The sequence below is a fragment of the Leisingera sp. S2M4 genome, assembly GCF_055398055.1.
Genome location: NZ_AP040862.1, coordinates 313,377 through 327,035, shown reverse-complemented (window position 1 = coordinate 327,035; position 13,659 = coordinate 313,377). Strand labels below are relative to the sequence as shown.

Annotated in this window: 11 protein-coding genes; 9 read left to right on the top strand and 2 right to left on the bottom strand. The window is 61.2% G+C overall.

Features of this window, described 5'->3' with window-relative positions; translation table 11 throughout:
• Positions 1–150 precede the first annotated feature (150 nt).
• Positions 151–807: a GntR family transcriptional regulator gene (locus tag ACZ52D_RS17785; RefSeq protein ID WP_464443182.1), complete on the bottom strand. Its 657-nt coding sequence runs from the start codon at positions 805–807 to the stop codon at positions 151–153.
• Positions 808–941: 134 nt separating this feature from the next.
• Between ACZ52D_RS17785 and dctP the strand changes: the two genes are divergently transcribed.
• From dctP to ACZ52D_RS17740, 9 genes are all read left to right on the top strand, one after another.
• Positions 942–1,928: a TRAP transporter substrate-binding protein DctP gene (dctP, locus tag ACZ52D_RS17780; protein ID WP_464443181.1), complete on the top strand. Its 987-nt coding sequence runs from the start codon at positions 942–944 to the stop codon at positions 1,926–1,928.
• Between the two features lie 78 nt (positions 1,929–2,006).
• Entirely contained in the window at positions 2,007–2,549 is a 543-nt protein-coding gene (locus tag ACZ52D_RS17775) for a TRAP transporter small permease (protein WP_464443180.1), read from the top strand.
• Positions 2,550–2,554: 5 nt separating this feature from the next.
• The gene (locus tag ACZ52D_RS17770) at positions 2,555–3,871 is read left to right on the top strand and encodes a TRAP transporter large permease (RefSeq protein ID WP_464443179.1); all 1,317 of its coding nucleotides are present in this window, start codon (positions 2,555–2,557) and stop codon (positions 3,869–3,871) included.
• The gene (locus tag ACZ52D_RS17765) at positions 3,868–5,133 is read left to right on the top strand and encodes a malonyl-CoA decarboxylase (protein WP_464443178.1); all 1,266 of its coding nucleotides are present in this window, start codon (positions 3,868–3,870) and stop codon (positions 5,131–5,133) included. The genes ACZ52D_RS17770 and ACZ52D_RS17765 overlap by 4 nt, the downstream gene beginning before the upstream one ends.
• On the top strand, positions 5,126–6,640 hold the full coding sequence (locus ACZ52D_RS17760) for a malonate--CoA ligase (protein WP_464443177.1): 1,515 nt from the start codon (positions 5,126–5,128) through the stop codon (positions 6,638–6,640). The genes ACZ52D_RS17765 and ACZ52D_RS17760 overlap by 8 nt, the downstream gene beginning before the upstream one ends.
• 155 nt (positions 6,641–6,795) lie before the next feature.
• Positions 6,796–7,023, top strand: a complete 228-nt coding sequence (locus ACZ52D_RS17755; RefSeq protein ID WP_464443176.1) for a hypothetical protein — start codon at positions 6,796–6,798, stop codon at positions 7,021–7,023.
• A complete protein-coding gene (locus ACZ52D_RS17750; protein ID WP_464443175.1) occupies positions 7,020–7,772 on the top strand; it encodes an SDR family NAD(P)-dependent oxidoreductase in 753 nt (250 codons plus the stop codon). Before ACZ52D_RS17755 ends, ACZ52D_RS17750 begins: the two co-directional genes overlap by 4 nt.
• A 373-nt stretch (positions 7,773–8,145) precedes the next feature.
• Complete coding sequence (locus ACZ52D_RS17745; protein ID WP_464443587.1) at positions 8,146–9,285, top strand: efflux RND transporter periplasmic adaptor subunit; 1,140 nt, start codon at positions 8,146–8,148, stop codon at positions 9,283–9,285.
• A gap of 36 nt (positions 9,286–9,321) precedes the next feature.
• Entirely contained in the window at positions 9,322–12,438 is a 3,117-nt protein-coding gene (locus tag ACZ52D_RS17740) for an efflux RND transporter permease subunit (RefSeq protein ID WP_464443174.1), read from the top strand.
• A 114-nt stretch (positions 12,439–12,552) separates the two neighbouring features.
• Here the strand turns inward: ACZ52D_RS17740 and ACZ52D_RS17735 are convergent, their stop codons facing one another.
• Positions 12,553–13,611, bottom strand: a complete 1,059-nt coding sequence (locus tag ACZ52D_RS17735) for an ABC transporter ATP-binding protein (RefSeq protein ID WP_464443173.1) — start codon at positions 13,609–13,611, stop codon at positions 12,553–12,555.
• Positions 13,612–13,659 lie beyond the last annotated feature (48 nt).

The following is a 13,659-nucleotide window of genomic DNA, read 5'->3' as shown; positions in this document are numbered from 1 at the left end:
ATTGCGATGGCCTGAAAATCACGTTTGAGGATGGTCGACGAAAGCGGCAATGTTGCCCGCCCTGCAAGCAGGGTTTTCGGGCGTCGGTCGAAACCTGAACGCGCTCCGATCAGCCAAGAAGGCGCGTGGGTGTGCGTCTTGGGAAGCCGTCTATTCGGCTTCCGTTTTCAGCGTTGCCATCAGCTGATGAAACTTCTCCCCCTGTACCGCCACATGGCCTCGCAACGTATCGGCGGCCTGGTCAGCCGTTCCCCGTTCCAGGGCCTGGACGACCAGCTCATGCTCAGCCATGGACTGCGCCATTCGGCCTCGGAAGCGAAGTTGCTGACGGCGAAACGGCTTCAGGCGTTTATGCAGTTTGGCGGCCTCCTGGGCAAGGAAGCTGTTGCCTGACTGCTGGTAGATGATCATGTGAAAGCGTTCGTTTTCAATGTAGTAGTTATCCGCATCCCGATTATCTACAGCGGCCTGACACTTGGCGTTGGCGTCGCGCAATTCCTCCAGCGCGTCGTCGGAAATTCGAAGGGCGGCGAGGCGACCGCAGACTGCTTCCAGTTCTGCCATCACTTCGAACATTTCCATCAGCTCAACCGGGCCGGGCTGGCGGACAAAAGCGCCGCGGCGGGGAATCAATTCAACCAGGCCAGAGAGGGCAAGCCGTTGGAAGGCTTCCCGCAGCGGCGTGCGGGACACGCCGAATTGCTCGGCTAAGCGCACCTCATCCAACCGGTCACCGTTGGAGAAAGTTCCGTTGAAAATCAGCTCTTCCAGCTGTTCGGCGATGTTGTCGGCGCGGCGTTGTTCCATGAACAAGATCTATCCGGCGCCGATATTAAATTCAAGAACACTATTCTTGTATACAAAAATGTTGACATGATAAACACCACGCGCCTACCGTCTTGCATCTTCTGGTTCGCCAGGAGGCATTCAGGGAGGAAAACATGAAATCTGTTCTCAAGGCCGCGGTGGCCGGGATGGCGCTGGCTGCGGCAGGCAGCCTGGCAAATGCAACCGAGCTGCGCCTGTCGCATCAATGGTCGAACAATGACGTGCGCCACAAGGTCGCCCAGATCGTCGCGGATGAAGTCGAAGCTGCCAATGTGGATCTAAGCATAAAGATTTTCGGCTCGAAATCTCTGTTCAAGCCGCGCGAGCAGTACAAGCCGCTGAGCCGCGGCCAGCTGGACATGACGGTGCTGCCGCTCTCCTACGCCGGCGGCCAGCAGCCCGCCTATAACCTGACGCTGATGCCGGGGCTGGTGAAGAATCACGACCATGCGGCGCGCCTCAGCGACTCGCCTTTCATGGATGCGCTGGAAGAGAAGATGGCCGAAGATGACGTCATGGTTCTGGTCCATGGCTACCTCGCCGGCGGTTTCGCCGGCAAGGATAAGTGCATCACCAAGCCAGAGGATGTGGAAGGGCTGCAAACCCGCGCCGCCGGCAAGTCGTTTGAGCAGATGCTGGCCGGGGCCGGGGCGTCGATTGCCTCGATGGCGTCGTCGGAAATCTACAACGCGATGCAGACCGGCGTTTTACAGGCGGCCAACACATCGTCCTCGTCTTTCGTATCCTACCGGATCTACGAGCAGGTCAGCTGCTACACCCCCGCAGGCGACGTCGCCCTTTGGTTCATGTACCAGCCGTTGCTGATGAACAAGAGCACCTTCGACGGTCTGACCGAGGATCAGCAGAATGCGCTGCGCGCCGCCGCTGAAAAGGCGCAGGCCTATTACCTGGAAGAAGCCAAGAAACAGGACGCCGCTTCGGCCGAGGTGTTCGCCGAGGCTGGTGTCGAGATTGCCGAGATGTCTGCCGAGGATTTCGAGGCCTGGCGTCAGCTGGCAATGGAAACCTCCTACAAGAAGTTTGTCGAAGAGGTGGCAGACGGGCAAAAGCTGCTGGACCTTGCATTGGCGGTCGAGTGATCCCCCTCGATCGACTGCCTGCGGAGTGGCCCTCGAGCCGCTCCGCCCTTTGTTACCTTTCAACTACGGGAGATGCTGATGGCCAGCCATAGCAATGCCGCCATTGCCCGATCCGGCAACAACTCCTTTCTGCGTCTCGCTGCGGCGCTGTCGACCCTTGCGGGCTGGTGTGCCGCTGCGATGATCGTTGCAGCGGTTGCCATCACCTGCCAGATGATCGTGGTGCGATTCGTCCTGAACGGGTCCACCATCTGGCAGACCGAAGCCGTGATCTATCTGGTCATTGCCGCAACCCTGGTCGGTCTGCCCTACGTGCAGCGGCTGCGCGGCCATGTGAACGTCGATCTGATCCCGCTGTCGTTGGCACCACGCGCCCGGTTTGTACTGGCGGTTCTGACGGCGATGCTGTCGATCGCAATCACCGCAGTCATGCTGTGGTACGGCTTTGAATACTGGCATTTCGCCTGGGAGCGCGGCTGGCGGTCGGACACCGTCTGGGGTGTGCGCCTTTGGATTCCCTATCTCTCGATCCCCGTCGGCTTCGGTCTCTTGCTGCTGCAACTGGTTGCAGATCTGGTGGCCGTGCTGACCGGCATCGATAAACCATTTGGACTGGAGTAAGGCTGATGGACCCGCTTCTGCTCGGCGGCATCGTGGCACTGGCCACCATTGTCGTATTGTTTTCCGGCGTTTCGGTAGCCATTGGCCTGCTGATCGTTTCCGCCGGTTTCCTGATCGTCTTCGACGGCCCGCGTTCGCTGGAGCTGATGCCGGAAATCCTGTTCGGCAAGCTGGACAACTTCGCGCTGCTGTCCATCCCGATGTTCATCATCATGGGCGCCTCGATTGCTTCGACCCGTGCGGGAGCCGACCTGTACGAGGCGTTGGAACGCTGGCTGACACGTATTCCCGGTGGGCTGGTGGTGTCCAACCTTGGCGCCTGCGCCCTGTTCGCGGCGATGTCGGGCTCGTCACCCGCGACCTGTGCGGCCATCGGCAAGATGGGCATCCCCGAGATGCGCAAGCGCGGTTACCCGGACGGCGTTGCCGCTGGCTCGATCGCGGCGGGTGGTACGCTGGGCATCCTGATCCCGCCATCGGTCACCATGATCGTCTACGGAATCGCCACCGAAACCTCGATCGGGCGCCTGTTTCTGGCGGGGGTCATCCCGGGGCTGCTGCTGGTGGGGTTGTTCATGGCGTGGTCTCTGTATTCCACCTGGCGGTCGGGTGACGCGACGCTGCTGGCATCGGGCAGCTACAGTTGGCGTCAGCGGTTCGAGATCCTGCCGCGGGTGCTGCCGTTTCTGGCCATCATCCTCGGCGTGCTGTACGCGATGTACGGTGGCATTGCGACACCATCGGAAACCGCCGCGGTGGGGGCGCTTTTGTGCCTGCTGATCGCGGTCATCATTTACAAGCTGTGGAACCCGCGCGATCTCTGGGTGGTGCTGCGCGACAGCACCAAGGAAAGCGTGATGATCCTGTTCATCGTCGCGGCCGCGGGCGTGTTTTCCTACATGCTGTCATCGTTGTTCATTACTCAGGCAATCGCCGAGTGGATTGGCACGCTGGAGGTGAACCGCTGGGTGCTGATGGGGGCGGTGAATGTCTTTCTGCTGATTGCGGGCTTTTTCCTGCCACCGGTTGCGGTGATCCTGATGGCAGCGCCGATCCTCTTGCCGATCATCACGACCGCGGGCTTCGATCCGATCTGGTTTGCGGTCGTACTGACCATCAACATGGAAATCGGGCTGATCTCGCCGCCGGTAGGGCTGAATCTGTACGTCATCAATGGCATTGCGCCCGACATCTCGCTGAAGACGATCCTGACCGGTTCCTTGCCTTTCGTGGCCTGCATGGTGCTGGCGATCGTGCTGCTGTGCCTGTTTCCGGGACTGGCCACCTGGCTGCCCAATCTGGTGATGGGGGCCCCAGTATGAGCCTGCTTGCAGAGCTTCTGTCCACCGTCTTCGAGCGGCGCCAGCGCCGCGAGGCGGCCGCGGCGCCCGACGGCCGCCCGCTGGAGGAGCTGGCCAGCGCGCTGGTCGGCTCCACCGGGGAGACTTCGGGCCTGGCGCTGGCGGAGGAGATACTGGCGCGGTTCAAGGCATTGGACGATGAGGGTAAACGCGCCTTTTTCCGCCATCTGGCAATGGAAATGAACATCGCGCCGGAGACCGTCCGGGCGACGCTGGATGCCTATGAGAAGAACCCTTCGAAGGCGAGCTACCGCGCCTTCATGGCGGCTTCCGAGCCGCGGCGGCAGGAATTGATCCGCAGGCTGAACAAAGTGCCGGACGCCACGGGTGCCTTGGTTCGGATGCGCGCGGATCTTTTGCGGCTGGGCCGTGGCGAGCCGGAACTGGAGGCGTTGGATCTGGACTTTCGCCACCTGTTCGCCAGCTGGTTCAATCGCGGTTTTCTGGTGTTGCGACCGATCAGTTGGGAAAGCCCGGCACATATATTGGAAAAGATCATCGCCTATGAAGCGGTGCACGCAATCGGCAGTTGGGATGACTTGCGTCGCCGTCTCCAGCCGTCTGACCGGCGCTGCTTTGCCTTCTTTCATCCCTCCATGCCGGATGAGCCTTTGATCTTTGTGGAGGTGGCGCTGACGCGGGACGTCCCCAGGTCGATTCAGGCACTGCTTGCCGAGGACCGTGAGGCGATGCCGGCCGAGGATGCCACCACCGCCGTCTTCTACTCGATTTCTAACTGCCAGGCCGGTCTCGCCAGCATCTCCTTTGGCAACTCGCTGATCAAGCAGGTGGCCAGCGACCTGGCGGCGGAGCTGTCGGGGCTGGACACTTTTGTTACCCTGTCGCCGATCCCCGGGCTGAGCAAATGGATACGAGAAGAGGGGATTGATATGCCTCTGCAGGACGCGGAAGGCATGCGTGCAATCTCGGCGCGATACCTGCTGACCGCGAAAAACAAGCGAGGCCAGCCCTATGATCCCGTGGCGCGGTTCCATCTTGGAAATGGGGCGATCGTCCACGCTGTTCATGCTGACGCCGATACATCGCCGAAAGGGCGTGCGCAGTCCGGCGGAGCCATGGTCAATTATCTTTACGATCTCGGGAAAACCGCGCAGAACCACGAACGTTTCGCGGAGACCCAAGAGGTGATTGCCGCGGCCGGGGTGCAGACCCTGGCGGCCGCCGCAAGCGCACAGGCACAAGAAAGGCATTCAAATGGCTAACCCATTGTTCGACCGTCTGTTCGGCATCCATGCTGGCAAGGCGACACCATTCCTGCATTTGCCGGACGGTGAGATCGTGACACACCAAGATTTTCTGGGCCGCGCGGCGCAAATCGCCAATGTGTTCGCCCAAACGGGCCTGGAACCGGGGGACCGTGTCGGGGCGCAGGTCGAAAAATCGCCGGAAGCGCTGGCACTATATGCCGCTTGTGTGCAGGCCGGGTTGATTTTCCTGCCGCTGAACACGGCCTATACCGCCGACGAGCTGACTTATTTCATAGAAAACAGCGGTGCCTCCGTGGTGATCTGCGATGGTCGCCGCGAAGCGACGTTGGCCCCGATTGCCAAACGGCTCGGCGCGGCGGTGGAAACGCTCAATGGCGACGGCTCTGGCACATTGATGGACCAGGCCGCCGCCATGCCGCTGGCCTTTGCCACGGTGGATCGGGAGGGCGATGATCTCGCCGCGTTTCTTTATACCTCGGGGACGACAGGGCGCTCCAAAGGGGCGATGCTGACGCAGGATAACCTGCTGTCCAATGCAGAAACCCTGGTGCAGGAATGGCGTTTCACCGCCAGTGACGTCCTGCTTCATGCGCTGCCGATCTTTCACACCCACGGTTTGTTCGTCGCGAGCAACGTCACCTTGGCGGCGGGGGGCAGCATGATCTTTCTGCCGAAGTTCGAAGTCGACGTCGTGCTGGAGAAGTTGCCGCAAGCCACCACCATGATGGGGGTGCCGACGTTCTACACGCGCCTTTTGGGCGACGACAGGTTCACCCGAGAGCTCGCAGAACCGATGCGGCTGTTCATCTCTGGCTCGGCACCGCTGCTGGCGGAAACCCATGTCCAGTTCGAACAGCGGACAGGTCATCGCATTCTGGAACGCTATGGGATGACAGAGACCAATATGAACACTTCCAACCCCTATGACGGGGAGCGCCGCGCAGGCACGGTTGGGTTTCCCCTGCCGGGTGTCGAGCTAAAGATCACGGATGCCGAAAGTGGCGAGGTCTTGCCGCAGGGGGAAATCGGCCAGATCGAGGTGCGCGGTCCGAATGTGTTCAAGGGCTACTGGCAGATGCCGGAAAAAACGGCGGCAGAATTGCGCGAAGACGGGTTCTTCATCACCGGCGATCTGGGGCGTATCGACGAAGACGGTTATGTGCATATCGTTGGCCGCAACAAGGATCTGATCATTTCGGGTGGCTACAACATCTACCCCAAGGAGATTGAGCTGGTATTGGACGAGCAGCCTGGCGTACTGGAAAGTGCGGTGATCGGCGTCCCACACCCTGATTTTGGCGAGACGGTGCTGGGAATCGTCGTACCGGTCTCCGGTCAGTCCCCGGATCTGGAGGCCATGATGGTGGCGGTGCAGCAGTCGCTGGCGCGGTTCAAACATCCACGCAAGTTGATCCTGCTTGATGAGTTGCCGCGCAACACCATGGGCAAGGTGCAGAAGAACATCCTGCGAGAGCGGTACAAGGACATGTTCGTCGGTTGATTTCCGTCGGGAGGCGGTCGGGCAGGGCTCCGCCCAGCCCCCCCCAACCCGAAGCTGAGACTGGTTTGACGAGGGCGGTGTCGGGTGCCAACAGGTGGGCCATGTGTTCCGCTCCTTGCGTCGGTACCCGCAGGCCATGACAATTCAAGAAGGGTGTGCTGGTGATGGTCAACCAGGCCACCGGCTTGATAAAATCGCTGGTTGGGATCAACCTCTGTGTCGCAGCCAATGTGACCCCGCTGCCCATAGAACCCGTTGCGCGGGGCGGGCTGACATTTCTGGTCGCTTGCCTTCTCGGCTTGGCGGTGATCGGGCTTGTGCCGCAACTGGCAACCCCGCTGCTGCAGACAGAAAGCTACCGAGATCGAGGAGACCTTTCATGACCCAGAGAACTGCCATTGTCACCGGTGCCGCGCGCGGCATCGGCCTCGCCAGCACCAGGCAATTTCTGGCAGAGGGGCGGCGCGTCGCCATGATCGACCGCGACGCCAAGGCCCTGATGGCCGAAGCCTCGCAGATGGAGGGTGTGTTACCGATCGTCTGTGACGTGTCAAAGCCGGACGAGGTGGCGATCATGATCGATACCTGCGCTGCGCAACTCGGCCGTATCGATGCCCTGGTGAACAATGCCGGCGTCGCGGATTTCGGCCCGATCGAGGAAACCGGCTTTGATCGCTGGCGCCGCGTGATGGCAACCAATCTCGACGGTGTCTTCTTGTGCTCGCAGGCCGCAATTCCGCACCTCAGGGAAACCCGCGGGGCCATTGTCAACATTGCCTCGATATCGGGGCTGCGTGCCTCGACGCTGCGGGTGGCCTACGGGACTTCCAAGGCCGCTGTGATCCAATTGACACAACAACAGGCGGTGGAACTGGGAGAATATGGAATCCGCGCAAACTGCGTTGCGCCGGGGCCCGTGCGCACCAAGCTGGCGATGGCGGTTCACAGCCAAGAGATCATTGACGCTTATCACGACGCCATCCCCTTGAACCGATACGGCACCGAGGACGAAATCGCTTCGGTGATCGTGTTCCTGTGTTCGGAAAAGGCCAGCTATGTGACGGGGCAGACCATTGCGTCGGACGGTGGGTTTCAGGCTACCGGCGTCGGGCTGCCTGCGTTGCGGCGCTGAGCCAAACCGCACACTGTGTATCTTCGCACGCCAGCCGTGCCGCACCGCACGATATTCACGCGCTTCTGTGATCTGTTTCATAGTCGGTTACCGGGCGTGACATGCTAATCCCACGGCAAACGGGCGATCCTGAGATTGTGTCGCCCGCGTCGACGCTTCGTTGTCCGGTCTGCGCGCCGGATTGCATCAACTGAAATGGGACAGCAGCCGTGAGCCTGCCGCAGAAGACCGCCCCGTCGGGCTGTACCAGTTGGTTGGAACCTGCGTTCCGGCCGAGGCGCTGCCTGGCCCCGCACATCCAGACCATATGGGTCGATTTCAAGCACCGCGCGGCGGTTGCCGGGAGAAAACCATGAATTTGCTTTGCAACATAATGCGACTGTCAAAAGGGACAGCTGCGGTCCTGTTGGCTCTTGCCGCGGCTCCGGCCACGGCGCAGGAAGGACGCCCGCCCCAGCCCGTGACCGTGGTAACTCTGCAATCCGAGGACGTGACGCTGACTTCGGAGCTGCCGGGTCGGGTTGTGGCGCTCGGGGTCGCGGAAGTTCGCCCGCAAGTGTCTGGCATCATCGTTGAACGGCTGTTCCAGGAAGGTGGCCTGGTTGCCGCGGGCGATCCGCTGTATCGCATCGATGATGCGATCTACAAGGCGCGCGTTGCCCAGGCCCGGGCCAGCGTAGCCCAGGCTAAGGCAAATCTGACAGCTGCGGAAAAAGAGGAAAACCGCCTTGCGGAATTGTTCCAGCGCGGCGTTGCCAGCCAGCAGGCGATCGACGATTCCGTGGCTGCGCGTGATGCTGCGCGCGCCGGTCTCTTGGTGGCTGAAGCGCAACTGCAGGCGGCTGAGATCGATCTTGAACACACGGTCATCAAGGCCCCCCTGTCCGGGCGAGTGGGGCGAGCCCTTACCACTCAAGGCGCGCTGGTGACCGCGCAACAGGCCGACGCGCTGGCGGTTATCCGGCAGATCGACAGTGTCTACGTGGATGTCACGGCCTCGACCGCCGATGTGCTGCGCTATTCCCGCGCCAGAGACGAGAGGGAAAAGGGTGCCAACGAACCTGCTCTGGACCCGACTGTAACGCTGACCCTTGCAGACGGGATGAGTTTCGAACATCGCGGAACGCTTCTGGCCGCTGAGCCGCAGGTTGACCCGCAGACCGGTGTGGCAGTTCTGCGGCTGAAATTTCCCAACCCGGACGAATTGTTGCTGCCGGGCATGTACGTAAAGGCACATGTGCCGGTGGGTCTGGCCCACAATGTTGTTCTGGCACCGCAACGTGGCGTCGGGCGGGATCGACGGGGCCAGCCGACGGCTATGGTCGTGAACGATGACAACGTGGTGGAGGCACGCGTGCTGACGGTGCTGGGGTCTCGGGGAAGTGACTGGATCGTCTCAGAGGGGCTAGCGGCAGGTGATCGACTGATCGTTGCGGGTCTGCAAAAGATTGCCCCCGGCGCGATAGTCGCTCCGGAAGAATTCCACACCGCTGCCCTGGCATCGCAACATTAGGCCGCGGATCGCCAGAGCATTTGGCAAGGATAAGAAATGGCACGTTATTTCATTGACCGCCCGGTTTTTGCCTGGGTGATTTCGATCCTCCTGATGGGGGTCGGGGTTCTGGCCGTCATGGTGTTGCCGGTGGCGCAATATCCGCAGATCGCGCCGCCGACGGTGGAGGTGAGCGCCAGCTATCCCGGCGCTTCGGCCCAGACGGTGAACAATACCGTCACCCAAGTAATCGAAGAGCAGATGACCGGGCTCGACGGTCTGCGCTACATCAATTCCTCATCGACCTCTACCGGCTCCGCGTCGGTGACACTGACCTTCGAGACCGGGACCGATCCGGACATCGCGCAGGTCCAGGTTCAGAACAAGCTCAGCCAAGCCACGCCGCTACTGCCCGAAGCCGTGCAGCGGCAGGGGGTGACGGTGCGCAAATCTTCCGGCGGTTTCCTCCTGGTTGCGGCACTGGTCTCGACCGATGGGCGGCTGGATGCCGTTGATCTGTCGGACTACATGGTGTCGAGCATGGTCGACGAGTTCAGCCGCCTTGAAGGTGTTGGGGATGTACAGGTTTTCGGGGCGCAATATGCCATGCGGATCTGGCTCAACCCCGAGCAATTGGCGGCATTCGAACTTAGCCCTGGGGATATCGTCCAGGCTGTTTCGCGTGAGAACGCCCAGGTCTCGGCGGGGGCCTTCGGCTCCTTGCCGGCGGTCGAGGGCCAGGCGCTGAACGCGACCATCACGGCCCAGTCTTTGCTGTCGACCCCGGAAGACTTCGAGCAGATCGTGGTGCGCGCCGAGACAGACGGCGGACTTGTCCTGCTGCGTGACGTCGCGCGTGTGGAGATCGGTGCCGAGAACTACACAACATCGGCCCGTTTCAACGGCTCGCCAACGGCTGGCATGGCGATCCAGCTCGCGTCCGGTGCCAATGCTCTGGAGACCGCGGAGCGGGTGAAGGCGCGGCTGGAGGAAGTCTCACAATTCTTCCCGGAAGGCGTGGAATATGTGGTGCCTTATGACACTACGCCTTTTGTGAAGATCTCGATCGAAGAGGTGGTGAAAACCCTGTTCGAGGCAATTGTGCTGGTGTTCCTTGTGATGTTCCTGTTCCTGCAGAACCTGCGGGCCACGCTGATCCCGACTCTGGCGGTGCCGGTGGTGCTGTTGGGAACATTCGGGGTGATGGCGGTCTTCGGATTTTCCATCAACACCTTGACGATGCTGGCCATGGTGCTGGCGATCGGCCTGTTGGTGGATGATGCCATTGTCGTGGTCGAAAACGTTGAACGGATCATGGAGGAAGAAGGCCTTGATCCGGTAGCAGCCACCCGCAAATCGATGGGGCAGATTACCGGCGCGTTGATCGGTATCGCGCTGGTGCTCTCGGCCGTTTTCGTGCCGATGGCGTTCTTTGGCGGGTCAACCGGGGTAATCTATCAACAGTTCGCGATCACCATCGTCTCGGCGATGATGCTGTCCGTTGTGGTGGCGTTGACGCTGACTCCGGCCCTCTGTGCCACGATGTTGCGAAAGCCGGACCATGCGGCCAGGGCCCGCGGCGTCTTTGGCCTGTTCAACCGGGCGTTCGATCGACTGACCCGCGGCTATGGGGCGACCGTTGGCTATGTCATCCGCCGCCCGCTGCGCATTGGCGTGCTGTACCTGATGATCGGCGCGCTGATGGTGAGCCTGTTCCTGCGCACCCCGACCGGGTTCTTGCCGGAAGAAGATCAGGGCATCCTGTTCACTCTGGTCCAGGGGCCGACCGGCAGCACGGCCGAGGCTACCGAAGACGTGCTCAAGCGTTTGGAAACCCATTACCTTGAAACCGAGGCCGATAACGTGAGCTCATTGTTCACCGTGCGTGGTTTCAGTTTCGCCGGGCAGGGCCAGAACATGGGTCTCGCCTTTGTGAGCCTCAAGGACTGGGACGAGCGCAGCACGCCGGACCGCAGCGCCCAGGCAATTGCGGGACGGGCCTTTGGGGTCTTTTCCCAGATCCGTGAAGCATTTGTCTTTCCGATCGTGCCACCCTCGGTGATCGAGCTGGGCAACGTCAGCGGTTTTGATTTCTACCTTCAGGCTCGTAACGGCCAGACGCACGAGGAGCTTGTCGCGGCGCGTAATCAGCTTATGGGACTGGCGGCGCAAAGCAGCAAGATCGCCTCGATCCGTCCGAACGGGTTGGAAGATGCGGCGCAGTTCAATCTGGATGTGGACTGGCGGGCTGCGGGGGCCATGGGCCTGTCCGCCACCGATGTGGGTGACCTGCTTTCGGTTGCCTGGGCGGGCCGCTACGTGAACGACTTTCTCGACCGGGGGCGTATCAAGCGTGTCTATGTACAGGGCGATGCGCCCTACCGCATGGTGCCCGAGGACATCGAACAATGGCGTGTTCGCAATGCGTCCGGCGGTATGGTGCCCTTCTCCAACTTCGCCAAGGCCAGCTGGCAGTTCGGACCGCAGGGGCTTTACCGGTACAACGGCGTGGCCGCCATTCAGTTGCAGGGTAGCCCGGCTGCCGGTGTGACCACCGGGGAGGCGATGGCCGAAATCGAAGCGCTGGTGGAACAGTTGCCACCGGGCTTCCAGGTCGCCTGGACCGGGTTGTCGCTGGAGGAGCGCGAGGCCGGGGATCAGGCTGCACTTCTCTATGCGCTGTCGCTCGCCGCGGTCTTCCTTTGTTTGGCGGCCTTGTATGAAAGCTGGTCAATTCCTTTTGCCGTAATGCTGGCGATGCCAATCGGTGTCGTTGGTGCCCTGGTGGGCGCGTGGATCGGGGGTTTCGAAAACGGCGTCTATTTCCAAGTGGCGCTGCTGACTGTGATTGGCCTGACCGGCAAGAACGCCATTCTGATCGTCGAATTTGCCCGCGACAAGGTCGAGGCCGGCGAGGCCTTGCTGGCGGCGGTGGCGGATGCCTCGCAACAGCGTTTCCGTCCGATCCTGATGACGTCCATGGCGTTTTCGCTTGGTGTTCTGCCGCTGGTCCTGTCGTCCGGGGCCGGGGCAGGTGGTCGCACGGCAATGGGCTCCGGTGTCATGGGCGGCGTCATTTCAGCCACTGTTCTGGGTGTGCTGTTCGTACCGCTGTTTTTTGTCGTGATCCATCGCTTGACCCGTCTGAGGCAGAAGCGTCCGGCGGTCGCCTGATGTCTACGCGGCCTGGATTGGCTGTACAAAAAGAGCCAGACCTGCCTCGCGCCGGTCTGGCTCATCCTGAATATGCCGTGGTGCCAACGCGGCAAACCCCGCGGCAGGTTGTAGTTATCGCAGCCGATTTTCTGTCGTTGCATCAAAAAGGAAGACATCGTCGTCGGAAAAGCCCAGGCTGACGGACGCACCCTCTTCCAAGCTGTCTTCGCCGCGGGTCTCGACAATGATCTTGGAACCGTCAGCGCAGATCAGGTGATCGTATGCAACCGCGCCCAGGCGTTCGCGCAGCTCCAGTGTCGCGGGCCCCTGCGGGCTGACCGTTATGTGCTGTGGTCGCAGACCGACGATGACCTTGGCGCCATCGGCTGGCAGCGCGACAGAGGTGATGATCTCCCGTCCGCCAAAGGCCGCGACGGTGACCTTGCCACCGCGCACTTCGCCTTCGACGAAGTTCATGCTGGGGGAGCCAATGAAACCCGCGACGAACCGATTGTCAGGATCGTTGTAGAGATCCATCGGCTTGCCGACCTGCTCGACCCGACCGGCCCGCAGCACCACGATCTTGTCAGCGAGTGTCATCGCCTCGACCTGGTCGTGGGTCACATAGATCATGGTCGCGCCGATTTCCTTGTGCAGCCGGGCGATTTCGACCCGCATATCAACCCGCAGTTCGGCATCCAGGTTGGACAACGGTTCATCAAACAGAAAGACTTCCGGGCCGCGCACGATCGCCCGTCCGATGGCGACACGCTGGCGCTGGCCGCCGGACAGTGCCTTGGGTTTGCGCTTCAGATACTGGTCGAGCTTCAGGATGCGGGAGGCTTCGGCGACTTTGGCCTTTATCTCCTCCTTCGGATGACCCGTCATCTTGAGGCCGAACCCCATGTTTTCCTCGACGGTCATATGGGGGTAAAGCGCATAGGACTGGAACACCATGGCCACACCACGTTCAGCGGCATCCAGATGGGTGACATCGCGGTTGCCGATGTGGATCTTGCCTGCAGTTGTTTCCTCCAGCCCTGCGACCATCCGCAACAGGGTGGACTTGCCACAACCCGAGGGTCCCACGAAGACGCAGAATTCGCCATCCTCGATCTCGAGGTTGACATCGAAGATGGTCTGGACTTCGCCGTATCTCTTTACAGCATTGGTCAATGTGACGCCGGTCATGCGTGTTTATCCTTTCTGCCGACGCGGGCAAATTCAGGCCCGGCGCCG